Consider the following 26,105-nt stretch of genomic DNA (forward strand, 5'->3'; position numbering starts at 1 on the left):
GGAGGGTTACAATGCTAAATGAACAAGAATATAGACAAGAGTTACAACAAATGTCTGCAAATTTAAAAGATTTGAGGGTTTCTCTTTGACATAGATGGCCTAAATAAAGAAGTCCAGTCGTTGGAAGAAGAAATCGCAAAGCAAGAGTTCTGGAATGATAATGAAAGAGCACAAAAAGTATTACAAAAAAATAAATCTTTAAAAGACACTATAGAAGAATATGAAAATTTACAAAATGGACTAGAAGAAATAGAAATATTATTAGAAATGGCAATGGAAGAGGATGATGATTCTATTGAAAAAGAAATAGAATCATTAATCCAAAGTATTCAAAGTGAATTAGATAAGGTGAAAATAAAAACTCTTTTAAATGGAGAGTATGACAAAAATAATGCTATATTATCTATTAATGCAGGTACTGGCGGATTAGATGCTCAAGATTGTGCACAAATTATTCTTAGAATGTACACAAGATATGCAAATAATAAAGAATTTAAAATTAAAACATTAGATTACCTACCAGACACTGAAGCAGGAATTAAGAGTGTAACCTTATTAATTGAAGGTTTAAATGCTTATGGATATTTAAAAAGTGAAAAAGGTGTTCACAGAATTGTAAGGATATCACCTTATGATACGTCAGGGAAAAGACATACATCTTTTGTTTCAGTGGATATTACTCCAGAATTGGACGATAACATAGACATTGAATTAAATCAATCAGATTTGAAAATTGATACTTATAGAGCTTCTGGTGCTGGAGGACAGCATGTAAACACTACAGATTCTGCAGTTAGAATAACTCATTTACCTACAGGGGTAATAGTTCAGTGTCAAAATGAAAGATCTCAGTTAATGAACAGAGAGACAGCTATGAAAATGCTAAAAGGGAAATTAATTCACCTGAAAGAATTAGAACAAAAAGAAAGAATAGAAGATATACAAGGTAAGTATTCTCAGATTACCTGGGGAAGCCAAATAAGATCCTATGTTTTTCAACCCTATAAATTAGTAAAAGATCACAGAACAAACTGCGAAGTAGGAAATGTTGATAGTGTACTAGATGGAAATATAGATTTATTTATAAATGAGTATTTAAAAATGAACAAAATTAATAAATAATTAAAACATAGGGCTTGAGAATAATAATATTCTTAAGCCTTATTTTTAGAAAGAAGGTTCAAATTGAATATTAATGAAATTTTAAAATCAGAGTTTAATCTAAGAGATGAACAAATTAACAATGTTATTAAACTTATAGACGAAGGAAATACCATACCATTCATTGCTAGATACAGAAAAGAAATTACAGGAGAAATGAGTGATGTTATACTAAGACAGTTTAATGATAGACTAACTTATTTAAGAAACTTACAATCTAGAAAAGAAGACGTAAAAAGAATAATAGAAGAGCAAGGAAAGCTTACAGAAGAAATCGTAAAAAGCTTATTAAAAGCTAATACTTTACAAGAAGTTGAAGATATATATGCTCCTTTTAAACAAAAAAAGAGAACAAGGGCAACAATAGCGAAAGAAAAAGGTTTAGAAGATTTAGCTCTATTAATCTTAGAAAAAAGTATAGTTGATATAAATTCAGAAGCAGAAAAATTTATAGACGAAGAGAAAAAAGTTTTATCTGTAGAAGATGCACTTAAAGGAGCAAACGATATAATCGCAGAAATAATTTCTGATAATGCACAAATAAGAAAACATATGAGAGAATATGCTTTAAAATATGGAGTTATATTAACTAAAAATACTAAGGATGAAAAATCTGTTTATGATATGTACTATGATTTTAGTGAAAGAGTAGGTAATATGGCTTCTCACAGGGTGCTTGCAATAAATAGAGGAGAAAAAGAAGAATTCTTAAAAGTTAAACTAGAAATAGATAATGATAGAATTTTAAAATATATAGAAAACCAATATATAAATAAAAATAACTTTAAAAATAAAGAAATATTAGTATCAGCCATAGAAGATGCTTATAAAAGATTAATATTTCCATCAATAGAAAGAGAAGTTAGAAATCATTTGACAGAATTAGCTCAAGAGAGAGCCATAAGTGTATTTGGCGAAAATATAAAAAATCTTTTATTACAACCACCACTAAAGGGAAAAGTAGTTATGGGATTTGACCCAGGATATGTTAATGGATGTAAAATAGCAGTGGTAGATGCCAGTGGAAAATTCTTAGATGAAGCGATAGTATATCCACATAAACCACAAGGTAAAGTGGAACAAACTAAAAAAACACTAAAAAGATTAATAGAAACTCATAAAATAGATGTTATTGCTATAGGAAATGGTACAGCATCAAGAGAATCAGAAAGTCTTATATCAGATTTAATAAAAGAATTAGGTGCAAATACTCAATACATTATAGTAAATGAAGCGGGAGCATCAATTTACTCAGCATCAGAATTAGCAGCAGAGGAGCATCCAGATATAAATGTTTCTATAAGAGGTGCCATATCTATAGGAAGAAGGCTTCAAGATCCTCTTGCAGAACTTGTAAAAATAGATCCAGAAAGTATAGGTGTTGGACAATATCAACATGATTTAAATAAAAAGAGACTAAAAGAAGTATTAGATGGAGTAGTAGAAGATTCCGTAAATAAAGTTGGTCTAGATTTAAACACAGCTTCATACTCACTTTTAGAACATATAGCTGGAGTAAGTAAAGCAGTAGCTAAAAATATAATTACTTATAGAGAAGAAAATGGATCATTTAAATCAAGAATAGAACTTAAAAAGGTAAAAAGATTAGGACCTTCAGCTTTTGTTCAATGTGCTGGATTTATGAGAATTGAAGATGGTAAAAATCCATTAGATAATACAGGGGTACATCCAGAAAGTTATGATACTTGCAAAAAAATGTTGGAAATATTAGGGTTATCTTTAGATGATATAAAAAACAAAAACATATCTGACATAGAAACGCGAGTAGAAAAAATAGGTTTAAAACAACTAAGTGAAGATTTAGGTGTGGGAGAAGTAACTTTAAAAGATATTATTTTAGAGATTAAAAAGCCAGGTAGAGACCCTAGAGAAGAAGATGGAATGAAGCCTATACTTAGAACTGATGTATTGAAAATAGAAGATATAAAAGAAGGTATGATCTTAAAAGGAACTGTTAGAAATGTTGTAGACTTTGGAGTATTCGTTGATATAGGAATAAAAAATGATGGTTTAGTTCATAAATCACAAATGAGTAATAAATTTGTAAAAGATCCAATGGAAATTTGCTCTGTTGGGGATATAATAGATGTTAAAGTAATAGGAATAGATTTGAACAAACAAAGAGTTGCCTTATCTATGAAGCTTTAATAATGGAGGAAAATAAGTGATATTCATAAAAAATGGAACAATAAATACAGTAACTAAAGGAATAATAAATAGTAATATTCTTATAGATAATAAAAAAATAATAGAAATTGGTGATGAAATAGTAGCACCTTTAGATGCACAAGTAATAGATGCAAAGGGGTGTTTAGTATTACCAGGTTTTATAGATGCGCATACACATTTAGGCCTTTGGGAAGATGGAATAGGAGCAGAAGGAGCTGATGGGAATGAAGAAACAGACCCTGTAACTCCTCATTTAAATCCTATTGATGGAATAAATCCAATGGATAGAAACTTCACAGAAGCTGTTCAAGGTGGAATAACAGCAGTTTGTACTACACCTGGAAGTGCAAATGTAATGGGAGGTCAGTGTATAGCTATAAAAACATTTGGTAGAATTATAGATAAAATGATAATAAAAAATCCTGTAGCAGCTAAAATTGCTTTTGGAGAAAACCCAAAAAGCGTTTATGGAAGTGATGATAAAACTCCACAAACAAGGATGGCTATAGCAGCTTTAATTAGAGAAAATTTAAAAAAGGCAGAAGAGTACCTAGAAGAAGTTGAAAGATGTGAGCTAGAAGAAGATGATGAAAGTAAACCAGAATATGATATAAAATACGAAAGTTTAATACCAGTATTAAAAAGACAAATTCCACTTAAAGCTCATGCTCATAGAGCAGATGATATGTTTACTGCCGTAAGAATTGCAAAAGAGTTTAATTTAAGATTAACGCTAGATCATTGTACAGAAGGTCATTTAGTTGTAGATGAGTTGGTTGAAGAAGGATATCCAGTAATAGTAGGTCCTTCTCTTTCGGAAAGATCTAAAATAGAACTTCGTAACTTAACTTTTGAAACAGCAGGAATTCTTTCCAATGCAGGGTTAGATGTTTGTTTAATGACAGATCATCCAGTAATTCCTATTCAATACCTTCCGATATGTGCCGGAATAGCAATAAAACATGGAATGGAATCTGAAAAAGCATTGGAAGCCATAACAATAAATCCAGCAAAAGTATTAGGAATAGATGATAAAGTTGGGTCTATTGAAATTGGAAAAGATGCAGATATAGTTATTTGGGACAACAATCCTTTTGAGATAAATAGTCATGTCTTATATACAATTATAGATGGCAAAATAGTATATAAGAAAAATAAATAAACTGAAGTCATGCATTGGGTTTTGTTGTCTAAAATATTATGTTGACATAATGTATCCATTTAATTATTATAATAATATAATAAGAAATTAAAAAAACAGAAGATCTTCGGGGCAGGGCGAAATTCCCTACCGGCGGTTATAGCCCGCGAGCTACATTGTAGCATGATTTGGTGAGATTCCAAAGCCGACAGTACAGTCTGGATGAGAGAAGAGAATTATGATATATACCATAATCCATTTTGAATATTCATAAGACTCGAAGGTTACAATTCTTCGAGTTTTTTTAATTTCAGAAAAATATTTAAAATTTGGAGGTTATATTATGCAAAATGCAGTTAGAAAGCCAGGATTATCATCTGCAAAAACTATAGCAAAGGTGGGAGTATTATCAGCAATAGCTTATATTCTTATGTTTATAGCAGTGCCACTACCAATATTTCCATCGTTTCTAAAAATAGACTTATCTGATATACCAGCTATATTTGGTGGAATGTCTTTAGGACCAATGGCAGGTCTTGCTATAGTTATAGTAAAAAACTTACTTCAAGGAATAACAGCAAGCACTACTGGAGGCGTTGGAGAATTTGCAAATGTAGTAATAGGTGGATCTTATGTATTAATTATATGTTTATTTTATAAAAAGCTAAAAACTACAGAAGGAGTGTTAGCTGGAGGATTAGTAGGAGTAGTAGCTATGACTATTACAGGATGTATAATGAATTACTTTATAATGATACCTTTATATGTAACCATATATGGTATGCCATTAGAGCAAATAATACAAATGGGAACTATAATAAATCCAAGAGTTACTGATTTAATGACTTTTGTAATATGGATGATAGCTCCTTTTAATATATTAAAAGCAGGTATAATGACATTAGTAACATTACCATTATTCAAAAAAATGGAAAAAATACTTAGTAAATAAGTTTAAAAATAAAGAAGAGCTATTTTAGCTCTTTTTTTGCATTTATTAAACTTAGAATTTAAGTATATAAATATACCCCCTTTATTATAAATGAAGGTTATTATATAATAATATCTAGTTGTACAAGAAAGAAATGACTAGAATACGGGTTGATTTGACAATAATAATTAATAATATAAAGGTTAATTATAAGAAATAAAGGATTTTATGGTGATATAGATGAAAAAAATTTTTTTAGACAAAGAAGAGAAAACAAGAGAGATTGGAGAAAAGCTAGGTAAGTTACTTTTTCCAGGTAGTGTGATTTGTTTAATTGGAGATTTAGGAGCGGGAAAAACTACCATGACACAAAGTTTAGCTAAATCTTTAGAAGTAGACGATTATATTACAAGTCCAACATTTACTATAGTAAATGAATATGAAGGTCGAATACCTTTGTATCATTTTGATGTGTATAGAATTGGATGTAGTGAAGAAATGTACGATATAGGGTTTGATGAATATATAGACTCAGAAGGTGTTTGTATAATAGAGTGGGCAAATATAATTGAAGACATATTGCCAAAAGATTATTTGAAAATAGAATTAAATTACAAGGAAAATGGAAGAGAGATGGTATTAACACCATTTGGACAAAAATACGAAGAAATAGTTGAGGAGTTGACTAAATAATGAAGATACTAGGAATAGATACTTCTACCATGGCTGCAAATGTGGCAGTATTAGAAAATGACAAGTTAATTTGTGAATATAGTATAAATACTAAAAAAACCCATTCACAAAAACTAATGCCTATGATAGAAAATATGTTAAAACTTAGTGATATGGAAATTAAGGATATAGATGCCATAGGTATTTGTATAGGGCCGGGTTCTTTCACTGGACTTAGAATAGGGATGGCCACAGCAAAAGCTATGGCTCATGTAAATAATATTCCTTTAATAGGTATAAATTCTCTAGAAATACTAGGTGCTAATATGGATCTTTGTAATAAAAGAATATGTTCTATATTAGATGCACAAAGAAATCAAGTTTATACTTGTAAATACATAATCGAAGAAAATAAAAGTAAAGCAATAGAAGAAATAAATATAATGCCAATTGACGATTTATTAGAAGAATTATCAGCTACAGGAGAAGAATGGGTAATAGTTGGTGAAGCTGTTTATAAATATAAAGAAAAAATAGAAAGCATAACAAATATTACTATATCATCTCCAGCAAATAATATAACTAAAGCAAGTAGTTTATGTACTATAGCAAAGCATAAATTTGAACAAAATATAGACGTACATAATTGTTATGACATAAATCCGATGTATATCAGAAAATCTCAAGCAGAAGAACAATATGAAGAGAAGCAAAAGAGGTTAATAGATGGAAAATAATATTATAATAAGATCAATGACAATGGATGATGTGGATTCAGTTTATGTTGTAGAAGAAGATTGTTTTGTAGATCCTTGGTCAAAAGAGTCAATAAAAAAAGAATTAAAAAATAACTTGGCTAGATATTTAGTTGCTCAGTTAAATGATAAAATAGTAGGATATGTGGGCGTTTGGTTTGTAGTTGACGAAGGTCATATTACAAATGTGGCAGTTCACAGTGAATACAGAGGCAAAAAAATAGGAGATAAACTTGTAAACGAAATGGTTGAGCTATGCAAGAAAAACCACATAGTAGCCATGACTTTAGAGGTTAGATCATCTAATACAGTAGCACAAAATTTATACAGAAAGTATGGATTTAAAATGGGTGGCATAAGAAAAGAATACTATAGCGATAACAAAGAAGATGCCATCATTATGTGGAACCAGCTAAAAGAGGTGTAAAAATGAAGGATATAATAACATTATCTATGGAAAGTAGTTGCGATGAAACAGCAGTTGCTATCTTAAAAAATGGTAGAGAAATATTATCAAATATAGTATCTACTCAAATTGAATTACATAAAAAATTTGGAGGAGTTGTACCAGAGGTAGCCTCTAGAAAACATATAGAAAATATAGATGCAGTGTTTCAAGAGGCAATAGATACAGCGAATATTCAACTAGAAGATATAGACCACATATCTGTTACATATGGACCGGGGCTTGTGGGAGCTTTACTTGTAGGACTGTCTTATGCAAAATCATTGGCATTTTCTTTAAACAAACCACTTGTAGGTGTTAATCATATGCAAGGTCACATATGTGCAAATTATATTGAACATAAAGATTTAAAGCCACCGTTTATAACGTTAGTTGTATCTGGAGGACATACTCATTTAGTAGAAGTAAAAGATTACAATAGTTATGAAATACTAGGAAGAACAAGAGATGATGCTTCAGGAGAAGCTTTTGATAAAATAGCAAGAGCTATGAATTTAGGATACCCAGGTGGACCAATAATTGATAAACTTGCTAAATTAGGGAATAAAAATGCTATAGATTTTCCTAGGGCTTATATAGACGATTCATATGACTTTAGTTTTAGTGGGTTAAAATCAGCAGTACTAAATTACTTAAACGGTCAAAAAATGAAAAATAAGGAAATAGTAGTAGAAGATGTGGCAGCTTCTTTTCAGGAAGCTGTTGTAGAAGTTCTTGCTACAAAAGCAATAAAAGCTGCTTTAGAAAAAAAATATAAAATAATTGCTTTATCAGGAGGCGTTGCAGCTAATTCAGCTCTTAGAGAAAAAATTTCTCAAATGGGGAAAGAGCATGATATAGAAATTAAATATCCATCATTATCATTATGTACAGATAATGCAGCTATGATAGGTTGTGCAGGGTATTATAATTTTATAAATGGTAAGAGAGACGATATGTCTCTAAATGCAGTACCAAATTTAAAAATAGACACAATTTAATTTACAGGAGGAACTTAGTATGAGTATACAAAGATTTGAAGGAAATGGAAGAATGAGTAAGGCAGTTGTATTTAACAATACAATCTACTTATGTGGACAAACTTGCGGAGAAGGAGATATAAAAGAACAAACAGCTGGGGTTTTAGCAAAAGTTGAAGAATTATTAAATCAATATGGATCAGATAAAAAACATATATTATCTATAACTGTATATGTAAAGGATATGAAAGATTTTGCTGACATGAACTCAGTTTACGATGCATGGATAGTAGATGGCCACGAACCAGCTAGAGCTTGCGTAGAAGCAAAAATGGCTAGAGAACAATTATTAGTAGAAATGTCAGTTGTTGCAGCTGTGAAATAGAAAAAAGTCCCTTTTGGGACTTTTTTGAGTTTTAAGTAATATAAAATATTTTGACATGAGATGATTTAGTTAGTTAGAAATTTCTAAACTAACTCTTCCCATGCTTCATACAATGAAGAAAGTTTATCTTCAAAAGTAATTTTTTCTTGGCTTACTTCTTTAGATTTGTCTGGATTAGAATAAACCTCTTCTTGGCATAGAAGATTATCTAACTCTTCTATTTTAGTTTCTAACTCTTCTATTTCTTGTTCAATATTTTTTATTTTATATTTATTCTTTTTTTCTTTTTCTCTTTGTTCTTTTTCTTTTCTTTTTTCTTCTTTTAGCTGAGTTTTAGTTTTTTCTTCAACTTCAACTATGGCAGACATTTCTTCAGATTCTCTTTTTTTATTAATATAATAATCATAATTCCCAAGATATTCGGTTATACCATTTTCACCTAAAACTAATATTTTATCTACCACAGTATTCAAAAAATATCTATCGTGAGAAATAGTGAATATAGTACCTGTATAATTTTCTAAAGCTTCTTCTAAAACCTCTTTAGAATCTATATCTAAGTGGTTAGTCGGCTCGTCCAGTAGTAAAAAATTTGCTTTTGATAATATTAATTTAAGAATGGCTATTCTAGCTCTTTCACCACCACTTAAGGTAGAGATTTTTTTGAACACCTCTTCATCTTCAAATAATAGAGAACCTAGCATATTTCTTATTTCTGTTTGAGTCAACTTTTCATTACTATCCCAAATTTCATCAATAATAGTATTATCTAAGTTTAAAGTTTTTTGTTCCTGATGGAAGTAAGAAACATTAACATTAGTTCCAAGTTTAAAATCACCACAAATTGGAGTAAGTTCCTTCATGACTATTTTAAACAAAGTGGATTTACCAATACCATTAGGACCTATAAGTGCAACTTTTTCTCCTCTATATATATCAAAATTAACACCTTTAAACAAAATTCTTTCATCATAAGCCATGGATAAGTCTTCAACGTGAAGAACATCATTTCCACTTGATATGGAAGGATTAAACTGAATTTTAGCTTTTTTTCTATATGCTTCAGGCTTATCTAAAACATCAATTTTATCTAAAGCCTTCTCTTTACTACGTGCTCTTTTTAGATGTTTTTCTCTTCCGTAGGCTTTTAATCTTTCAATAGACTCTTCTTGTCTCTTTAAATCTTTCTGTTGATCTTCAAATTTTTTTAATTCAAGTTCTTTTTCAACTTTTGATAACTCTATAAATTTAGAGTAATTGCCATTGTAAGATTTTAATTTTTTATTGTGAATTTCAAATACCCTATCAACAACCTGGTCTAAGAAATATCTATCATGAGATATTAGCATAACTGTTCCTTTATATTGTTTAAGGAAAAATTCTAGCCATTCTATTGCCTCAGAGTCTAAGTGGTTTGTAGGTTCATCTAGTAATAATAAAGTAGGTTTTTTTAGAAGTAATTTTCCTAAAAGAACCCTAGTTTTTTCTCCACCAGATAAAATATTTATAGGTTTGTCCATATCATCATCTTTAAAACCTAGGCCTTTAAGAACGCCTTTTGCTTCAGATTTATATCCATAGCCATTTTTAGAAGCAAAATCTTCCAAAACATGAGAATAATCATTCATAAGTTTTTCTAAAATAGGAGAGTTATCTTTACTGCCTTCTTCAGCAATTTTATGCTCTAACTCTCTTAAGTAATTTTCCATATCTATTAATGGTTTAAAAACTGTTAAAACTTCTTCTAATATTGTGTTATTAGAAAGGAAGTTAGTGTTTTGCTGTAAATAGCCGATTTCACAATCCTTAGAAGTATATATATCTCCCTCATCGTATCCATATTCCCCAGATATTATTTTCATTAAGGTAGTTTTACCAGTACCGTTTATACCGATAATACCTATTTTATCTCCTTCATTTACTGTAAAGCATATATTTTCTAAAATGGAATCTATTCCGAAACTTTTATACAAATTGTTACACGATAAAACTATCATAAATTTATACCTCCTTGAACTATCTAAAATTATAATGTTTTGGTATAATATAATCAAGAGTGTTATACTATTCACAAAAATAATAATAACAAAACAATTATACTGGGGGTGAACTAATGGCTAATAAAAATATTTCGATGGCCGTTATAAGAAGATTGCCTAAATACTATAGATATTTAGGGGACTTGTTAAAAAAAGATATACAAAGAATCTCTTCTAAAGAGTTAAGTGATATAATTGGATTCACTGCTTCGCAAATTAGACAAGATTTGAATAACTTTGGAGGATTTGGCCAACAAGGATATGGGTACAATATCGAAGACTTACACACTGAAATAGGAAAGATTTTAGGTTTAGATAAGTCATATAGCGCTGTACTTATAGGTGCGGGAAATTTAGGTCAAGCAATAGCGAACTATGCAGGTTTTAGAAATGCTGGATTCGAGATAAAGGCATTGTTTGATGCTAATCCTAAAGTAATAGGATTAAAAATAAGAGAATTTGAAATATTAGATTCAGATTTTATAGAAGAATATATAAAAGAAAATAATATAGATATCGGAATTCTATGTGTACCAAAGAACGGAGCTCAGCAGTTAGCAGATAGACTAGTTAATGCAGGAGTAACAGGTATTTGGAACTTTGCCCCAATTGATTTGAATGTTTCCAAGGATGTAATAGTAGAAAACGTTAACTTGACTGAAAGTTTATTTACATTATCGTACTTAATGAAAGAAGATCTTTTATAAGGATAATTAATTAAAAAAGGCTATTCAAATTATATAATATAATTTGAATAGCTTTTTAATTAGTCTTGTTGTGGAGCTTCCACTGGACAAACACTATTACATGCACCGCACTCGATACACTCATCTGCATTTATTACGTAGATATCATCTCCAGCTGATATGCATTCTACTGGACATTCATCTGCACAAGCGCCACAGCTTATGCAAGCATCACCTATTTTGTAAGCCATTGATAGGTCCTCCTTGTTATGTATAATTATAATGCAATATCATTATAACAAAATTTGATAAAAAAGTACAATGAGAAAACTATATAAAAAAAACTATTCAAGATAATTTATTATCTCGAATAGTTTTATGTAGACATTATTCAGATACTATAGCATCGTTTGGACATGCATCAGCACAAGATCCACAATCTAAGCATTCGTCTGCATTTATTTCGTATTTTTCGTCCCCAGATATTATAGCATCATTTGGACACTCGTCAGTACAAGATCCACAAGCTATACAATCATCAGTTATTTTATAAGCCATTTTAGTCCCCCCTCCTTCGTCTTATATAATTAAGTTCATTATAGCAAAATTTACCAAATATAACAACAGAAACTTAGGCTTATAAAGCGGTAATAAAAATGGAATTTAAGGAGCTATATAAATTTTATAATATGGGAAATAAACAAGTTGAAAATTTTAAGAAAACCTTAATTAAAAACTATATATTATATAAAAATTAAATTAAATTGTAATTAAAACTTATTATTTTATAATTTAATTAAAAATTTTAAAAATTTTTTGTGCTGTGAAAATCTAAAATAGAAGGTAGTTCATGAGTTAATATGTCTAAATGATATAGTTAATATAAAGAATATATATGATTTAAACATATTTTCGACAAAAAATAAAAAATATACATTGTGAATTTTATTATATTATATAATTTAAATAGTCTGAATATTGAAAAATAACCTGCAAGTTAAATGTATGGATATTGAATAAAATTTAACTAAGTTATAATTAGATTGAATATATTAACTAAGTTTAATTATTTTAGTTAAAGTTAAGGAAAAGTATGGTATTTAAAGTGAAATGCATAAATTATATGGATAAGGTTTTCCTAAAATAACAAATATGTTATAAATAAAGATGTTTTGCAATATAAAAAAATTCATATTAATGAGTAAGAATTAACAATCTTCTTATTGAAAATATAGAAGATAAATATATTTTAAATAATAGTAATTATAGTTTTTAGCTTTAAAATAGTAAAAATAATAGTGTTAAATATAACATCAATTAAACAAAAATTAAATTATAAATTAAACAAAAATTCAATTGCGCGTAGAGATTTTACTATGCTACAATTCAATTGAGAGTAAGGAAAGCATAAAATCTTACCAATTAAATAACAAACATGAATGATAAATAAATTTACTTATTAATTAAGGGGGCTTTAAAAAATGTCTAATTACGTACAAGAGTGTATCGAACTTTGTAAAAAAAATAATCCAGGTGAAGTAGAATTTCACCAAACAGTTGAAGAAGTTTTATCTTCATTAGTACCAGTAATGGAAAAACATCCAGAGTATGAAAAAGCTGCTATATTAGAAAGATTAACAGAACCAGAAAGAGGAATAACATTTAGAGTTGTTTGGACAGATGATAATGGTAAAGTACAAGTAAATAAAGGATACAGATACCAATTCAATAGTGCAATAGGACCATATAAAGGTGGTTTAAGATTTGCGCCAAACGTTTACCCAGGAATAATAAAATTCTTAGGATTTGAGCAAATATTCAAAAACAGTTTAACTGGTCTTCCAATAGGTGGAGGTAAAGGTGGATCTGATTTTGATCCAAATGGAAAATCTGATGCAGAAATAATGAGATTCTGTCAAGCATTCATGACTGAATTATATAGACATATAGGACCAGAAACAGATATACCAGCTGGAGACTTAGGTGTTGGTGCAAGAGAAGTAGGATATATGTTTGGACAATATAAAAGATTAGTGAATAGATTTGAAGGTGTTTTAACTGGTAAAGGACTTTCTTACGGTGGATTAAGAGGAAGAACTGAAGCTACTGGATACGGAATAGTATTCTTTGCAAATGCAATGTTAGAAGCAAATGGAGAAAAATTAGCAGGTAAAGAAGTTGCTATATCTGGATTTGGAAACGTTGCTTGGGGAACTGCACAAAAATTAAATGAATTAGGAGCTAAATTAGTTACAATATCTGGACCAGATGGATATATACATGATCCAAACGGAATAAGTGGAGAAAAAGTTGCATATATGCTTGAATTAAGAAATTCAGGTAAAAACGTATGTGCTCCATATGTTGATAAATTCCCAGGATCTACTTTCGTAGCTGGTAAAAAACCATGGGAAGTAAAAGCTGATTTATATATACCATGTGCTACTCAAAATGAAATATTAATAGATGATGCTAAAACTATAGTTGCAAATGGATGCAAATTTGTATGTGAAGGATCAAACATGTCTTCAACTAATGAAGCAATAAAATACTTACAAGACAATGGAATAATAGTAGGACCTTCTAAAGCTGCTAATGCTGGTGGAGTTGCTTGCTCTTGTATAGAAATGGGTCAAAACTCTGGTAAAACTGTATTTACTCCAGAAGAAGTATATGCTCAATTAGAAACTATAATGGTTGGAATACATGATGCTTGTGCTAATGCTTCTCAAACTTATGGATTCGGATATAACTTAGTTGCTGGTGCAAATGTAGCTGGATTCTTAAAAGTAGCTGATGCTATGATGGCTCAAGGTTTAGTATAAGAATATAATAAACGTTTTCTTAGGATGCGTATAAATTTAATATAAAGATAAAATAAAAACAGAAGATAGAAATATCTTCTGTTTTTTAATTGCTAAAAATATTGACATGAAAATGCAAAAGTGATAATCTACTAGAGATATGAAATACTTTTAAATTTAGTCCAGAGAGGCTAAAAAAGGAGGAAAATATGTTAAAATCAAGGAATTTAATCCAACCAGAAGACTTTTCTATTAAAGAAATAGATGTAATATTAAACTTAGCTGAGGATATTATGAAAAATCCATCAGCATATTCTCGTGTATGTGAAGGAAAATTAATGGCCACTTTATTTTATGAGCCATCAACAAGAACAAGATTAAGCTTTGAAGCTGCCATGAAACGTTTAGGTGGGGAAATAATAGGTTTTTCTGAACCAAATTCTTCATCAGTATCTAAAGGAGAATCATTAGGAGATACAATGAGAGTTGTATCTGGATATGTAGACCTTATAGTTATGAGACATCCTATTGCAGGAGCAGCAGAAGAAGCGATTAAATACACGAGTGTACCATTCATTAATGCAGGAGACGGTGGAAATCAACACCCAACTCAAACCCTTACTGATTTACTCACAATAAAATCCCTAAAAGGAACTTTAAGTAATCACATAATAGGACTATGTGGTGATTTAAAATATGGAAGAACAGTTCATTCATTAGTAAAAGCAATGACTAGATACGAAAATAATAAATTCGTTTTTATATCACCTGAAGAACTAAAAATGCCAGAATATATAAAAGAAAAAATCCAAAGTAATTCATATTGCCAAACATCATATTTAGATGAATCTTTAAAAAATCTAGATTTACTTTATATGACTAGAATTCAAAAAGAAAGATTTGTTGATAGTGATGAATACGAAAGATTAAAAGATACTTATATACTAGATAAAGAAAAGATGGAACATGCAAAAGAAGATATGCTTATTTTACATCCACTGCCAAGAGTAAACGAAATATCTACAGACGTGGATGATGATGAAAGATCAGTTTATTTTAAGCAAGCTACTTATGGTATGTATGTAAGAATGGCTTTAATTATGAAGCTATTAGGTGTAGATATAAACAATTAATAATTTATAGTTTTTAGTAAAAGTGAATTTTGAGCAAAGTCGTTGCCTGAAGCGATAGCGAAGCAAATTTTATGGAGGATAAAAAATGTACAAAGTAATTACAAATGAGTATATTGGGGAAGAAATGTACTTAATGGAAGTACAAGGAAAATTTAAAGGTGAAATGGGTCAATTTTATATGTTAAGAGCGTGGGATAATTATCCTTTATTATCAAGACCCATAAGCATTCATGATATAGATGAAAATAGCATAAGTTTTCTATACAAAGTTGTAGGAGAAGGAACAAAAATACTTAGTAAATTAAAACCACAAGAAACAATAAAATTAGAAGGTCCTTATGGTAATGGTTATGAAAAAGTAAAAGGAAAAGTAGCATTAGTAGGAGGAGGAATAGGAGTTGCACCACTTTATTTAGTTGCAAAAAACATTCCAAACTGTGATGCATACTTAGGTTTCAGAAATGAACCGATACTAATAGATAAATACAATGAAGTTTGTAACGAAGTAAATGTTGCTTTAGGTAATACCTTTGTTACAGATATTTTAGATATAGAAAAATACGATTATATATTAACTTGTGGGCCAACACCAATGATGGAAAAACTAGTTAATATGGTAGAAGGAACAAATACAAAATTATTCGTTTCACTAGAAAACCACATGGCATGTGGCGTAGGGGCATGTTTAGTATGTACATGCAAAACTAAATTTGGAAATAAAAAAACTTGTAAAGATGGCCCGGTATTCAGAGGAGAGGACGTGATTTTCAATGGTTAATTTAAATGTAAAAATTAAAAATCTTAATTTTAAAAATCCGGTAATAATGGCGTCTGGAACTTTTGGATTTGGGAAAGAATACAATGAAATTTATGATATAGAAAAACTAGGTGGGATAAGTTCTAAAGGACTTACACTAAACCAAAAAGATGGAAACAATGGTATGAGAGTATTTGAAACTCCATCTGGAATGATGAATAGTGTAGGCTTAGAAAATCCAGGGGTACAAGGATTTATAGATAAAGAGCTACCTTTCTTCTCTGATTTAGACTTAGTAAGAATAGTAAACCTTGGTGGAGGAACATTAGATGACTATATAAAAGGTGCTGAATTACTAAGAGGAAGAGATGTAGACGTAATAGAGTTAAATATATCTTGTCCAAATGTAAAAGCTGGAGGAATGGCTTTTGGAATAAAAAATGAAGTTGCAAGAGAAGTTGTTAGAGAAGTTAGAAAAGTTGTAGATAAACCTCTTGTAATAAAATTATCTCCAAATGCTGAAGATATAGTAGGTATGGCTAGAGTATGTGAAGAAGAAGGAGCGGATGGAGTATCTTTAGTAAATACATTCAAAGCTTTAGCAATAGATATAAACAAAAGAAAACCTATATTTGAAAATGTTTATGCAGGATTATCTGGACCGGCAATAAAGCCAATAGCCCTTAGAATGGTTAACGAAGTTTCTAAAAATATAGAAATACCAGTATGGGGAATGGGTGGAATAACAAATGCAAATGATGCTATAGAATTTATAATGGCAGGCTCTTCTTGTATTCAAGTGGGAACAGCAAACTTTGTAAATCCCAAAATAGGACTTGAAATAATAGATGGAATAGAAAAATTCATGAAACAAGAAGGAATTAAGACTCTTGATGAAATAAGAGGAATTATTTAATATAGAAAATTGATTAAAAGTGAAATAATATAAATTGGAGGAGTATTAAAATGAGTAAAATAGATGTAGTTGAAATATTAAAGAAAAGTGAAGCATTATTAGAAGGACATTTTTTATTATCATCAGGAAAGCATAGTAATAGATATGTACAATGTGCAAAGGTGTTAAGATTCCCAGAGTACGCAGAACAGGTATTAAGTACAGTTGTTGATCAAATAAAAGATTTAGATATAGATTTAGTAGTTGGGCCAGCTATGGGTGGTGTAATAGTTTCTTATGAACTTGGAAGACAACTTAAAAAAGAATCAGTATTTACTGAGAGAAAAGACGGAGTAGTACAACTTAGAAGAGGATTCGAAGTTAAACCAGGTGCTAAAATAATAATAGCAGAAGATGTTGTTACAACAGGAAAATCAACAATAGAAGCCAAAAAATGTTTAGAAGCTTTAGGTGGAGAAGTAATAGGTGTTGCTTGTATAGCAAACAGAACTAGCGAAGATATAGGAATGCCGATATACAGTGCTATAAAATTAGATATACAAGTCCATGAAGCTGATGAATGCCCTCTTTGCAAAGAAGGAAAAGAAGAATTAGTTAAGCCGGGAAGTAGAGAATTTAAAGAATTAGGAATGTAATTCATAAAAAATACCTAGATAAGTTGTTATCTAGGTATTTTTTATGTTCAGATATGTGTAAATTAATAAAAATAAGGTATATATTATAAAAGAGATATTTGCAAATTATTTAATTGTAAAAATTGAAGGATAGATTAGATGAAAATAAAAAATAATAATAAATAGATTCAAAGGAGAAAGGAAAGTAGTTATGAAGATTATAGAGAAAGATAATAAAATTATACTAGAAGATATAAGTGAAGATTTTGATCCACAACATGTATTTGATTGTGGTCAATGTTTTAGATGGTTAAAAGAAGAAGACGATTCATATACAGGTGTAGTACAAGGAAAAGTTGTAAATGTTAAAAAAGAAAATGATTTAATTATTTTTGATAATACTAATAAAGAAGACTTTGATAACATATGGTTTGATTATTTTGATTTAGGAAGAGATTATAGTGAAATAAAAAATGAGTTAAAAGTTATGGATGAATATTTAGAAAAGGCAACTGAATTTGGTAAAGGTATAAGGATATTACAACAAGATGGATGGGAAATGCTTATATCTTTCATAATATCTGCAAATAATAGAATACCCATGATTCAAAGAGCCATAAATAATTTATCTCAAAAATATGGTAAGTTCATAGGAGAATATAGAGGAAAGAAATACTATGCTTTCCCAACACCTGAAGAACTAAGTCAAGCATCTGTAGAAGATATAAGAGCGTGTCAAACAGGTTTTAGAGACAAGTATATTAAAAGTGTGGTTGACTATGTTAATGAAAACAATGAAAATGTTTTATTTTACAGAAGATTAAATACAGATGAATGTATAAAAGAATTAATGAAATTCAACGGTGTTGGTCCTAAGGTAGCAGATTGTATTGCTTTATTTGGAATGCAAAAATACGATACATTTCCAGTGGATGTTTGGGTAAAGAGAGTTATGGAAGAATTTTATGTGGAAGATAATTTAAGCCTACCTAAAATAAGACAGTTTGCATTAGAAAAATTTGGAGATTCAGCTGGATTTGCACAACAATATTTGTTCTACTATGCGAGAGAATTAGGAATAGGTAGATAAGACGTAAGGAGATGAAAATAATGATATGGTTTTAAAAATTATTTTAGTATTCTTTTATATACTAAGTATTATTATTTCTATAAAACTTATATTAGAAAATAGAGATCCTTCAAAAACATTAATATGGATTTTGATTTTTATGTTATTCCCAGTTATAGGTATATTGTTTTATGCTATATTAGGAAGAAATATTAGAAAAATAAAAATGAAGAAAACCTATAAAATGGCAAATAATATGAAAAAAGAAAATATTTTATTTAACTTGGATGAGATGAAAGAATTAGCACAAGGCCAAAGTACAATGATAAAAGAAGGAAAGTTACCCTATGATAAAAATATAGACTTTAGAGTCTTAAAAATAGTTAGTTTGCTACTTAATACAGGAATTTTTCCATTTACTATTAATAATAATGTAGAAATTTATGTAGATGGAAATGAAAAATTTAAAAACTTAATAAAAGATATACGAAATGCAAAAGACCATATACATTTAGAATATTTTATAATTAAAGACAGTAAAATTGGAGAAAAAATAAAAAAAGAGCTAATAGATAAAGCTAAATCAGGTGTAAAAATAAGAATAATTTATGACGATGTAGGCTGTTGGAGATTTTGGTTTCATAGAAAGTTTTTCAATGAAATGCGAACTTATGGTATAGAAATAATTCCATATTTAAAAGGTAAGATTACAATACCCATAGGTGGACAGCTTAATTATAGAAATCATAGAAAGATTGTAGTCATAGATGGGAAAATAGGATACACTGGTGGAATAAATATAGGTGATGAATATATAGGTAAAAATAAAAAATTTGGATACTGGAGAGATACTCATATAAGAATAGAAGGAACATCAGTTTATATGTTACAGATGATTTTTTTAACTGATTGGTATTACAATACGAAAAAAGTATTATTAAAAGAAAATTTATTTCCTAAGTTAAAGGATAAGGGTAGCTGTATGATGCAAATTGTGGCTAGTGGCCCAGATTCAGACTGGGAGTCCATGCATTATGCTTATTTTTATGCTATATGCCAGGCAAAAAAAAGTATTTATATAGAAACTCCATACTTTATACCAGATGAAAGTTTATTAAAAGCTTTAAAATGTGCAGCTTTAAGTGGAGTGGAGCTTATAATTTTATTTCCTAAAATTGCAGATCACAAAATAGTAAATACTGCATCCTATTCTTATTTTCAAGAAATATTGGAATCTGGCGGAAAAGTTTATCTATATAATAAAGGTTTTTTACATTCTAAATTGATAATTATAGATGATTTTATGGCATCTACAGGTTCTGCCAATATGGATCTTAGAAGCTTTAAATTGAATTTTGAAGTTAATGCTTTTATATATGACGAAAATATTATTGATGAAATTAAAAAAAAATTTTTAGAAGATTTAAAACATGGAAAAGAGTTAAAACAAAATATGTTTGAAAATCGAAAAATAGTTAATAAAATAAAAGAATCAGTTTGCAGATTATTTTCACCAATACTATAAAAAACAGGTATCATATCATTATAACGTGGACATTATGTCAAGGATACTAGAAAAAAAGAGTGGCTAAGCCGCCATTAAAAGCTGATTTCTATATTGAATAGGAGTCAGCTTTTTCAAATTTCTACTGAAATCTATAATTATTGTGGTAACACATATAATCATCCACCAGAAATTGTAATTCATCCAATGTATTACAATTTCTATAATGAATTTCATCTTTCATATGTCCAAAGAAAGATTCCTGCGGAGCATTGTCCTAGCAATTTCCTTTTATTGACATAGATTGACCAATATTATGATTTTTAAGAAGTTTTTTAAATATTGGATTTGTATAATGAGAACCTTGATCTGAGTGAATAAATACATCTTTATGTAGTTTAAATGATTTTATGTTCGTTAAATTATCAGTAGTTTTCTTAACAAGCTCTATTTCTAAGTTATTTGATAAATAATATGCTAATATTTCATTAGTAGAAGAATATTTTATAGTTGATAAATAAGCTATTTTATTATTGTCGTAAGGCATATATGTAATATCTGTTAATAGTACTTTTCCTAGAATATCTTGTTTGAATTCTCTATTTAATATATTAGGAATAACATGATGTTCTTGCGTGGCTTTAGCTATACGTTTAGATGGATTAGCTTTACGGATAGGGCAAATAATACTATACATCCTCATTATTCTTTGAATTTTATTTCTGTTCATTTGTATATTAAATTCATTTTCAATTGTCGTTTTTATAGACCTAGAACCTTTTTGTATTCACGATGATCAAACCCTTTTAGAATAATATCTTTTGTTTTAATATCTTTAATTTCCTTTGTATTTCTAAGGTTTTTTGATTTCAAAAATCTATAATACTCTGAAGTAGAGACATTTGATACTTTACACAAATGTCTCACTATTCTAATTAAGTTAAATTTAGAAATCAAACTATGTATCAATTCAAATATCTTTGATGATTGTAATTTGCTATTTTTCACCTGCATTTCGCTTGCTTCTAGCTTTTTTACAAGTTCAAACACCGCTTTTAGGTACTTAATTTCAGTATCCTTTTTAGCTATAATTTCGTCCATAGTTAGTTAACGATTAAGTGTTCTACCTGATTTTAATGTCATTTATCTTTATATGATTTTCGCCATCTTAAGCTAGTACATTGAATACGCTTAATACCTATAACATCTACATAAAATCCAGAATATTCAAAGGTTTGTCTAGATGTTTTTCCTATTTCATAATCTGCAATAAAAAGTAGTTTAAATTCGTTAGTATATATAATTCCATTTTCAGTAATATTTTTTACATATTTGTTTATAGATAATTATTTAATTTCTTTATTAGAAAATATTTTTTTGTTGATAATTATTCAACTCCTCTATACTTATTTCTACATAAAAATAACCCCTATACAAGTAAAAACTCTTTTTCTAGCGTCTACTGTATAGGGTCCATTTTATTATGGTATCTCCCTATGTTTTATAAAAAATATTATAAAACATAGGGCATTAATTTAAATAATATAAGTATATATAATGTTCCAATTGAATACAAGAAAAGTTTATAAAATGCATTATTACGTATACTAGGAATTTGTTTTTTTCCGCATATGAATGGGAATAAACCATTTATTAAATAGATTATAGGTAACATAATAAAGTACACAAGAATACCTAAAACAAAGGCAAATTTGTAGTTGGTTTTAAAAATAGGATATAAATTTTCAAATATACGAATTAAAGGAATGTGAATACCTACATACAGTAATGTATTTTTCCCTATATAATTTAATATTTCTATATTAGGCATTTTAATTACTAACATAATTATTGACAAACTAATGCTAATAGAGGATATATAAAAATATAATATAGAATCATAGCTATTTCCATTAAATGAAATTCTACCATTATTTATTGAAAAATAACTTCCTATAAACAAAAGAATAAGAGCGGTTAATATATAACTTTTATTCGTATGTAGGTTAATTTGTAAAATGGGCAAATGTTTTCTTATATAAAAACCTAACATATAAAATACAATTGCTGTAAAACATGCTTCTATGTGCCATGGACCGTCATAGTTAGAAGGATTAGTACTTTCAATAAATCCAATTATTCCACATATGATTACTGAGATTGTTAAAAACCTGTAATCTCCTTTTGCAAATTTGTATATTAAGTAAAATAAAATTTCTACTATAAATAATGCAGCTAAAAACCAAGTGGCATTTGATGGAGATTGAAATCTTCCAGAGTTAATATAAAAAATTCCTTTTAATAATGTTATTAAATTAGGTTTTGATGTGGATAGAATTTTAAATGTATATATCCATAGAGGTAACATTAAAAAATTCATAATTAAATGTGGTACTATTAATTTTCTCCATTTATCTTTTATTAAAGATATTAAGGATGTGAACTTGCTTGCTCTAAAAGTCATTCCGCTAATCATAAAAAATAATGGCATATGAAAAGAGTAAATATATTTTACAGAGTCTTTTGGTAGTGCACAATGACCTAATACAACTAATAACATAGCAATGGCTCTAAGCTGGTCAAGCCAAGCTATTCTTGTAGTGATATGAGTGTTTGGTATACTTGTAGTATCTTTATAAGTTATTAAATTTTCCATTCAATAATTCCTTTCGTCGAATATCATTAGTTTATATTCCCAAATAAATTATATAGATAATATGAGGTAGGTTCAACTACATTTTATCCTTAAATACATTGTATATTGAGTCAAGATAATATGAATTGTGGTATATAATAACAAAAAGTTATATATATTTTGTTTTACAATTGAAAGAAAGATTTGAATATGATAACATAAATGGTAGTAAAAATATTGGAATAATAAGGAAAAATATATATGAATATAAATTTTTTTATAAAACAATGTATAAAAATGGGTGTACAAAATATTTTGCTGCCTATAGTTTACAAATTATATAGCAAAAGCCCTGTTAATAATAATTTGGTTGTTTTTGCAGATGCACATCATAAAGAAATACCTTATAGCATGAAACTAATGAAAGATAAGTTTGAAGATACAAATTTCAAGGTTGAAGAATGTTATGCAGATTATCAATCTAATTCATACATAAGAGTTATTTATGAAATGATAAGATTTATGAAGCTATATGCTACAGCAAAATATGTGTTTATTTGTGATAATTTTTTACCAGTATCTTCTTGTAAAAAAAGAAAAGATACTGTGGTTGTACAATTATGGCATGCAGGTGGTATATTAAAAAAATTTGCTTATGATACAGATGATGATATACCAAATTACTATAAAGGAAATGTATTTAAAAACTATGACCTTGTAACTGTTAGTGATGAATGTTGTATACCAATATATGAGAGTGCTATGAAGTTAGATAAAGGAGTAGCAAAAGCTACGGGATTAAGCAGAACAGATTCATTCTTTTTAGAGTCACATATACAAAATTGCCGTAAATTATTTTATGAAAAGCATCCAGATGCAATAGGCAAAAAAATAGTCTTGTGGGCTCCAACATTTAGAGGAAAAGCAAATAATCCTTATATATTAGGAGTGGACTATATAAATGAATTAGAAAAAAAAATAGGTGAAGAATGGTATATTTTGACTAAAGTACATCCACATTTAGATTCTAAAAACCGTATTTCTAATACTGATATACCTACAGAAGAGTTATTATTAGTTATAGATATATTGATAACTGACTATTCTTCAGTTATTTTTGATTATATATTATTAAATAAACCTTTGATTTTGTTTATACCTGATTATGATGAATATAAGCAAAAAAGAGGTTTTTATATACAGCTAGAGTCTATTCCAGGACGAATAGTTAAAGATGGAAAAGAACTATATAAAGAATTATTAAATGAATATAATAATTTTGATATTGAAAAAATTAGTCAATTTTCAAAGCAATATATGAGTAAATGTGATGGAAACTGTACTGAAAGATTATTTAACATGTTATTAAAGGAATTTAATTAAATTTATATTTAGTTTTTACAAATACACAAAATAAAATAGAAAAGTATGGTGTATAAGGGGGAAAAGGTAAATGATTTCAGCAGTTATATTTGCAGGTGGAGTTGGTTCTCGTATGAAATATTCAGACATACCAAAACAATTTATAGAGGTAGAAGGAAAACCGATTATAATTCATACTTTAGAAAAATTTGATAATCATCCACAAATAGATAAAATTGTAGTTGCATGCTTAGAAAACTGGATTCAAATACTAGAATGGGAAATACAAAAATATAATTTAGAAAAAGTTATAAGCATAGTAAAAGGTGGAAGTAATGGTCATGAATCGATACATAATGGATTAGCAGAATTAGAAAAAAATTCATCAAAAGATGACATTGTATTGATTTGTGACGGTGTACGTCCTATGATAACTGAGCAGCTTATAACAAATTGTATAGAAGAAACTAAAAAATATGGTACAGCAGTACCTGTAACTCCTAGTATAGATTCTGTATTAGAAAGTAATGATGGGGTTTTCTGTAATAAAAATTATGAAAGAAATACAATGTATATAACTCAAGCCCCACAAGGATATTATATGGAAAAAATAATGTGGGCACATGATGAAGCAAAAAAAAGAAATATAGATGCACCAACATCATCAAGTGAATTATTAATAGAACTAGGTGAAAAGGTACACTTATTCATAGGAGAACGTCAAAATATTAAGGTTACCACACCAGAAGATTTATATACTTTAAGATCTAGTTATTATTACGATCACTATAAAAGTTTTGCTAAGGAGGAATTGAAATTTGGATTATAAAATAAAGTCGAATGTTAATGAATTTGTATACAATGATGCTTATGAAATCACACAAGCAAAAATTCCGTGGGAAAGTTTTAATAATAATACTATATTAATTACTGGAGCAGGTGGATTTATAGGATATTATTTAACATTATCATTACTTTTAAGAAATGATTTACATAATCAAAATATAAAAGTAGTTGGAATGGTACGTAATGAAAAGAATGCATCGGCTAAATATGGAAAGTTACTAGACAGAGATGATTTTAAATTAGTAATACAAGATGTTTGTAATAAGTTTGTCATAAATGAAGAAGTAAATTATATTGTACATGCGGCAAGCAATGCAAGTGCATGGCACTTTGAAAATAAACCAGTTGAAACAATAAATGCAAATCTTATAGGAACTATGAATGTTTTAGAATTTGCAAGAAAAAATAATGATTGCAAAGTATTATTCATATCAAGTTTGAAAGTTTATGGAAGTGTCCATGATGGATCAAAAACCTTAAAAGAAGATAATATAGGGTATATAGATCATACTTCATATAAAAATTGTTATGCACAAGGTAAAAGAGCAGCAGAAACTTTATGCGCTACATACAATAAGGAGTATGGGTTAGATATTAAAATAGCAAGACCAAGCTATATTTATGGTGCAAGTAAATTAGATGATGATCGTGTATGGGCTCAGTTTTTTGCTAATGTTGTAAGAAGACAAAATATACTATTAAAAAGTAATGGGGCTACAATGAGATCTTTTTGTTATGTTACAGATACGGTATCAGCTTTATTGACCATCTTATTAAAGGGTGAAAATATAAGACCATATAATATATCATCTGAAGAAAATAATATAACAATACGTGATTTTGCTAAAATGTCAGTAAATGTTTTTCCAGAAAGAAAGCTATCTTTAAGTTTTGCTAATAAAAGTGATGAAATTGAACCTATGCAGTCTTATTTTTCAGCAACTCCTGAAATATTAAATAATAACAGGTTAATGAGTATTGGTTGGATACCTAAAGTTAATTTAAAAGAAGGTGTTATAAGATCAATAAATACTATTGAAGAACAAAATAAAGACGTGTTATTAATGGAAGGGAAATAGG

Annotated in this window: 26 protein-coding genes, 1 pseudogene and 1 riboswitch; of the genes and pseudogenes, 20 read left to right on the top strand and 7 right to left on the bottom strand. The window is 28.6% G+C overall.

All coding sequences use genetic code 11. The features are described 5' to 3' along the window. The first annotated feature begins 11 nt into the window (after nucleotides 1–11). The 9 genes from prfB (at nucleotide 12) to JW646_RS10175 (ending at nucleotide 8,660) form a co-directional block, all read left to right on the top strand. A protein-coding gene (prfB, locus tag JW646_RS10135) for a peptide chain release factor 2 (protein WP_228417350.1) occupies nucleotides 12–1,122 on the top strand; the annotation gives its coding sequence in 2 pieces (ribosomal slippage) (nucleotides 12–86 and nucleotides 88–1,122; 1,110 coding nt in all). A gap of 63 nt (nucleotides 1,123–1,185) precedes the next feature. Beyond that, nucleotides 1,186–3,330 (top strand): Tex family protein, encoded by a 2,145-nt coding sequence (locus JW646_RS10140; protein ID WP_228417351.1) that lies wholly within the window; start codon nucleotides 1,186–1,188, stop codon nucleotides 3,328–3,330. A 16-nt stretch (nucleotides 3,331–3,346) separates the two neighbouring features. Continuing rightward, nucleotides 3,347–4,513 (top strand): amidohydrolase, encoded by a 1,167-nt coding sequence (locus JW646_RS10145; protein WP_228417352.1) that lies wholly within the window; start codon nucleotides 3,347–3,349, stop codon nucleotides 4,511–4,513. Nucleotides 4,514–4,611: 98 nt separating this feature from the next. Next, nucleotides 4,612–4,730: riboswitch (FMN riboswitch) on the top strand. Between the two features lie 105 nt (nucleotides 4,731–4,835). Continuing rightward, nucleotides 4,836–5,444 carry an ECF transporter S component gene (locus JW646_RS10150; protein WP_074920312.1) on the top strand — a complete coding sequence of 203 codons (609 nt, stop codon included), beginning with the start codon at nucleotides 4,836–4,838 and terminating at the stop codon, nucleotides 5,442–5,444. 219 nt (nucleotides 5,445–5,663) lie between these two features. Beyond that, nucleotides 5,664–6,116 carry a tRNA (adenosine(37)-N6)-threonylcarbamoyltransferase complex ATPase subunit type 1 TsaE gene (gene tsaE, locus JW646_RS10155; protein WP_148558473.1) on the top strand — a complete coding sequence of 151 codons (453 nt, stop codon included), beginning with the start codon at nucleotides 5,664–5,666 and terminating at the stop codon, nucleotides 6,114–6,116. Beyond that, nucleotides 6,116–6,832, top strand: a complete 717-nt coding sequence (gene tsaB / locus JW646_RS10160; RefSeq protein WP_148558472.1) for a tRNA (adenosine(37)-N6)-threonylcarbamoyltransferase complex dimerization subunit type 1 TsaB — start codon at nucleotides 6,116–6,118, stop codon at nucleotides 6,830–6,832. The genes tsaE and tsaB overlap by 1 nt, the downstream gene beginning before the upstream one ends. Next, nucleotides 6,822–7,277: a ribosomal protein S18-alanine N-acetyltransferase gene (gene rimI, locus JW646_RS10165; RefSeq protein ID WP_074920315.1), complete on the top strand. Its 456-nt coding sequence runs from the start codon at nucleotides 6,822–6,824 to the stop codon at nucleotides 7,275–7,277. Before tsaB ends, rimI begins: the two co-directional genes overlap by 11 nt. 2 nt (nucleotides 7,278–7,279) lie before the next feature. Further along, nucleotides 7,280–8,296: a tRNA (adenosine(37)-N6)-threonylcarbamoyltransferase complex transferase subunit TsaD gene (gene tsaD, locus JW646_RS10170; RefSeq protein WP_228417353.1), complete on the top strand. Its 1,017-nt coding sequence runs from the start codon at nucleotides 7,280–7,282 to the stop codon at nucleotides 8,294–8,296. 19 nt (nucleotides 8,297–8,315) lie between these two features. Next, nucleotides 8,316–8,660: a RidA family protein gene (locus JW646_RS10175; RefSeq protein WP_074920317.1), complete on the top strand. Its 345-nt coding sequence runs from the start codon at nucleotides 8,316–8,318 to the stop codon at nucleotides 8,658–8,660. A gap of 83 nt (nucleotides 8,661–8,743) precedes the next feature. On the opposite strand, the gene JW646_RS10180 is transcribed toward JW646_RS10175, so the two are convergent. Next, entirely contained in the window at nucleotides 8,744–10,657 is a 1,914-nt protein-coding gene (locus JW646_RS10180; RefSeq protein WP_228417354.1) for an ABC-F family ATP-binding cassette domain-containing protein, read from the bottom strand. 116 nt (nucleotides 10,658–10,773) lie between these two features. Here JW646_RS10180 and JW646_RS10185 point away from each other — a divergent pair, with 116 nt between their 5' ends. Further along, a complete protein-coding gene (locus JW646_RS10185; RefSeq protein WP_074920319.1) occupies nucleotides 10,774–11,406 on the top strand; it encodes a redox-sensing transcriptional repressor Rex in 633 nt (210 codons plus the stop codon). Between the two features lie 59 nt (nucleotides 11,407–11,465). Here the strand turns inward: JW646_RS10185 and JW646_RS10190 are convergent, their stop codons facing one another. Further along, on the bottom strand, nucleotides 11,466–11,636 hold the full coding sequence (locus tag JW646_RS10190) for a DUF362 domain-containing protein (protein ID WP_074920320.1): 171 nt from the start codon (nucleotides 11,634–11,636) through the stop codon (nucleotides 11,466–11,468). Nucleotides 11,637–11,772: 136 nt separating this feature from the next. Continuing rightward, nucleotides 11,773–11,943, bottom strand: a complete 171-nt coding sequence (locus JW646_RS10195) for a DUF362 domain-containing protein (RefSeq protein ID WP_074920321.1) — start codon at nucleotides 11,941–11,943, stop codon at nucleotides 11,773–11,775. A 923-nt stretch (nucleotides 11,944–12,866) separates the two neighbouring features. Between JW646_RS10195 and gdhA the strand changes: the two genes are divergently transcribed. The 7 genes from gdhA (at nucleotide 12,867) to cls (ending at nucleotide 20,203) form a co-directional block, all read left to right on the top strand. Continuing rightward, nucleotides 12,867–14,210: an NADP-specific glutamate dehydrogenase gene (gdhA, locus tag JW646_RS10200; protein ID WP_074920322.1), complete on the top strand. Its 1,344-nt coding sequence runs from the start codon at nucleotides 12,867–12,869 to the stop codon at nucleotides 14,208–14,210. Between the two features lie 188 nt (nucleotides 14,211–14,398). Then, nucleotides 14,399–15,322 carry an aspartate carbamoyltransferase gene (pyrB, locus tag JW646_RS10205; protein WP_074920323.1) on the top strand — a complete coding sequence of 308 codons (924 nt, stop codon included), beginning with the start codon at nucleotides 14,399–14,401 and terminating at the stop codon, nucleotides 15,320–15,322. Between the two features lie 85 nt (nucleotides 15,323–15,407). Beyond that, nucleotides 15,408–16,100, top strand: coding sequence for a dihydroorotate dehydrogenase electron transfer subunit (locus tag JW646_RS10210; protein ID WP_074920324.1), 693 nt, complete (start codon nucleotides 15,408–15,410; stop codon nucleotides 16,098–16,100). Further along, on the top strand, nucleotides 16,093–16,995 hold the full coding sequence (locus JW646_RS10215; protein ID WP_074920325.1) for a dihydroorotate dehydrogenase: 903 nt from the start codon (nucleotides 16,093–16,095) through the stop codon (nucleotides 16,993–16,995). The genes JW646_RS10210 and JW646_RS10215 overlap by 8 nt, the downstream gene beginning before the upstream one ends. 50 nt (nucleotides 16,996–17,045) lie before the next feature. Further along, nucleotides 17,046–17,630 carry an orotate phosphoribosyltransferase gene (pyrE, locus tag JW646_RS10220; protein ID WP_148558467.1) on the top strand — a complete coding sequence of 195 codons (585 nt, stop codon included), beginning with the start codon at nucleotides 17,046–17,048 and terminating at the stop codon, nucleotides 17,628–17,630. 190 nt (nucleotides 17,631–17,820) lie between these two features. Next, nucleotides 17,821–18,699 carry a DNA-3-methyladenine glycosylase family protein gene (locus JW646_RS10225; RefSeq protein ID WP_228417355.1) on the top strand — a complete coding sequence of 293 codons (879 nt, stop codon included), beginning with the start codon at nucleotides 17,821–17,823 and terminating at the stop codon, nucleotides 18,697–18,699. A gap of 25 nt (nucleotides 18,700–18,724) precedes the next feature. Continuing rightward, nucleotides 18,725–20,203, top strand: a complete 1,479-nt coding sequence (gene cls / locus JW646_RS10230) for a cardiolipin synthase (RefSeq protein ID WP_228417356.1) — start codon at nucleotides 18,725–18,727, stop codon at nucleotides 20,201–20,203. A 121-nt stretch (nucleotides 20,204–20,324) separates the two neighbouring features. On the opposite strand, the pseudogene JW646_RS20345 reads toward cls, so the two are convergent. The 4 genes and pseudogenes from JW646_RS20345 to JW646_RS10240 all read right to left on the bottom strand — a co-directional run. Continuing rightward, nucleotides 20,325–20,432: pseudogene (locus JW646_RS20345) on the bottom strand (IS3 family transposase); the annotation flags it as partial. A gap of 27 nt (nucleotides 20,433–20,459) precedes the next feature. Then, nucleotides 20,460–20,912 (bottom strand): DDE-type integrase/transposase/recombinase, encoded by a 453-nt coding sequence (locus JW646_RS20350; protein WP_408647785.1) that lies wholly within the window; start codon nucleotides 20,910–20,912, stop codon nucleotides 20,460–20,462. Nucleotides 20,913–20,944: 32 nt separating this feature from the next. Continuing rightward, on the bottom strand, nucleotides 20,945–21,283 hold the full coding sequence (locus JW646_RS20355; protein WP_408647786.1) for a hypothetical protein: 339 nt from the start codon (nucleotides 21,281–21,283) through the stop codon (nucleotides 20,945–20,947). Between the two features lie 412 nt (nucleotides 21,284–21,695). Further along, nucleotides 21,696–22,838 (bottom strand): acyltransferase family protein, encoded by a 1,143-nt coding sequence (locus JW646_RS10240; RefSeq protein WP_228415148.1) that lies wholly within the window; start codon nucleotides 22,836–22,838, stop codon nucleotides 21,696–21,698. A 240-nt stretch (nucleotides 22,839–23,078) separates the two neighbouring features. On the opposite strand from JW646_RS10240, the gene JW646_RS10245 reads away from it, so the two are divergent. From JW646_RS10245 to JW646_RS10255, 3 genes are all read left to right on the top strand, one after another. Beyond that, a complete protein-coding gene (locus JW646_RS10245; RefSeq protein WP_148558463.1) occupies nucleotides 23,079–24,200 on the top strand; it encodes a CDP-glycerol glycerophosphotransferase family protein in 1,122 nt (373 codons plus the stop codon). A gap of 70 nt (nucleotides 24,201–24,270) precedes the next feature. Further along, complete coding sequence (locus JW646_RS10250) at nucleotides 24,271–25,008, top strand: IspD/TarI family cytidylyltransferase (protein ID WP_148558462.1); 738 nt, start codon at nucleotides 24,271–24,273, stop codon at nucleotides 25,006–25,008. Further along, nucleotides 24,998–26,104, top strand: coding sequence for an NAD-dependent epimerase/dehydratase family protein (locus JW646_RS10255; RefSeq protein WP_148558461.1), 1,107 nt, complete (start codon nucleotides 24,998–25,000; stop codon nucleotides 26,102–26,104). Before JW646_RS10250 ends, JW646_RS10255 begins: the two co-directional genes overlap by 11 nt. Nucleotide 26,105: the final 1 nt, after the last annotated feature.

Origin of the sequence: Terrisporobacter hibernicus, assembly GCF_020809405.1 — a bacterium.
Taxonomy (GTDB): Bacteria; Bacillota; Clostridia; order Peptostreptococcales; family Peptostreptococcaceae; genus Terrisporobacter; species Terrisporobacter petrolearius.

Bases quoted from the DNA above. Each gene is read 5' to 3' on its own strand.
- JW646_RS10150 (WP_074920312.1), top strand. From the start codon at position 4,836: ATGCAAAATGCAGTTAGAAAGCCAGGATTATCATCTGCAAAAACTATA.
- tsaE (WP_148558473.1), top strand. From the start codon at position 5,664: ATGAAAAAAATTTTTTTAGACAAAGAAGAGAAAACAAGAGAGATTGGA.
- tsaB (WP_148558472.1), top strand. From the start codon at position 6,116: ATGAAGATACTAGGAATAGATACTTCTACCATGGCTGCAAATGTGGCA.
- rimI (WP_074920315.1), top strand. From the start codon at position 6,822: ATGGAAAATAATATTATAATAAGATCAATGACAATGGATGATGTGGAT.
- tsaD (WP_228417353.1), top strand. From the start codon at position 7,280: ATGAAGGATATAATAACATTATCTATGGAAAGTAGTTGCGATGAAACA.
- JW646_RS10175 (WP_074920317.1), top strand. From the start codon at position 8,316: ATGAGTATACAAAGATTTGAAGGAAATGGAAGAATGAGTAAGGCAGTT.
- JW646_RS10180 (WP_228417354.1), bottom strand. From the start codon at position 10,657: ATGATAGTTTTATCGTGTAACAATTTGTATAAAAGTTTCGGAATAGAT.
- JW646_RS10185 (WP_074920319.1), top strand. From the start codon at position 10,774: ATGGCTAATAAAAATATTTCGATGGCCGTTATAAGAAGATTGCCTAAA.
- JW646_RS10190 (WP_074920320.1), bottom strand. From the start codon at position 11,636: ATGGCTTACAAAATAGGTGATGCTTGCATAAGCTGTGGCGCTTGTGCA.
- JW646_RS10195 (WP_074920321.1), bottom strand. From the start codon at position 11,943: ATGGCTTATAAAATAACTGATGATTGTATAGCTTGTGGATCTTGTACT.
- gdhA (WP_074920322.1), top strand. From the start codon at position 12,867: ATGTCTAATTACGTACAAGAGTGTATCGAACTTTGTAAAAAAAATAAT.
- pyrB (WP_074920323.1), top strand. From the start codon at position 14,399: ATGTTAAAATCAAGGAATTTAATCCAACCAGAAGACTTTTCTATTAAA.
- JW646_RS10210 (WP_074920324.1), top strand. From the start codon at position 15,408: ATGTACAAAGTAATTACAAATGAGTATATTGGGGAAGAAATGTACTTA.
- JW646_RS10215 (WP_074920325.1), top strand. From the start codon at position 16,093: ATGGTTAATTTAAATGTAAAAATTAAAAATCTTAATTTTAAAAATCCG.
- pyrE (WP_148558467.1), top strand. From the start codon at position 17,046: ATGAGTAAAATAGATGTAGTTGAAATATTAAAGAAAAGTGAAGCATTA.
- JW646_RS10225 (WP_228417355.1), top strand. From the start codon at position 17,821: ATGAAGATTATAGAGAAAGATAATAAAATTATACTAGAAGATATAAGT.
- cls (WP_228417356.1), top strand. From the start codon at position 18,725: ATGGTTTTAAAAATTATTTTAGTATTCTTTTATATACTAAGTATTATT.
- JW646_RS20350 (WP_408647785.1), bottom strand. From the start codon at position 20,912: ATGAACAGAAATAAAATTCAAAGAATAATGAGGATGTATAGTATTATT.
- JW646_RS20355 (WP_408647786.1), bottom strand. From the start codon at position 21,283: ATGGACGAAATTATAGCTAAAAAGGATACTGAAATTAAGTACCTAAAA.
- JW646_RS10240 (WP_228415148.1), bottom strand. From the start codon at position 22,838: ATGGAAAATTTAATAACTTATAAAGATACTACAAGTATACCAAACACT.
- JW646_RS10245 (WP_148558463.1), top strand. From the start codon at position 23,079: ATGAATATAAATTTTTTTATAAAACAATGTATAAAAATGGGTGTACAA.
- JW646_RS10250 (WP_148558462.1), top strand. From the start codon at position 24,271: ATGATTTCAGCAGTTATATTTGCAGGTGGAGTTGGTTCTCGTATGAAA.